This window comes from Cellulomonas sp. P4_A2, assembly GCF_056402515.1.
In genome coordinates, this window is record NZ_JBFUHG010000117.1 from 1 (window position 1) to 445 (window position 445).

1 protein-coding gene is annotated in these 445 nt (G+C 74.2%); it reads right to left on the reverse strand.

The window, feature by feature from the left end; translation table 11 throughout:
* Nucleotides 1–445 (reverse strand): FAD-dependent oxidoreductase (locus AC1DUE_RS20360; RefSeq protein ID WP_477041218.1); only part of this gene is annotated, 445 nt, incomplete at both ends.

Sequence of the window (445 nt, forward strand, 5' to 3'; positions counted from 1 at the left end):
GTCCTGGGACGTACACCGCAGGCCAACACCGTGATCTCGGCCGCCAGCTCGTAACCGTCGGCGAGCTCCACCGCCCGCACCGCGCCGTCGGCGCAGCGCAGCCCGCGAACCCGGCACTCGGTGTGCACCTCCACGCCGAGACTCTCCAGGTGGCGCCGGAGCAGCCCGGCCGATTCGGCGTCCAGCTGCCGCTCCATGAGGTGCTCGCCCTGCTGGGCCAGCACCACCTGCGCACCGCACGCGGCGAGCGCCCGGGCGGCGGACACACCGAGCAGTCCGCCGCCGATGACGACGGCGCGCGCACTCCGGGTGCCGGCACGCACCGCTTCCCGCAGCGCAAAACAGTCGTCGAGGGTACGGAACGCATGCACCCCGTCCGGCATCTCGGTGCCGAGCCCGCGCAGCGGCGGCAGCACCGGGTTCGACCCGGTGGCCAGTACCAGCC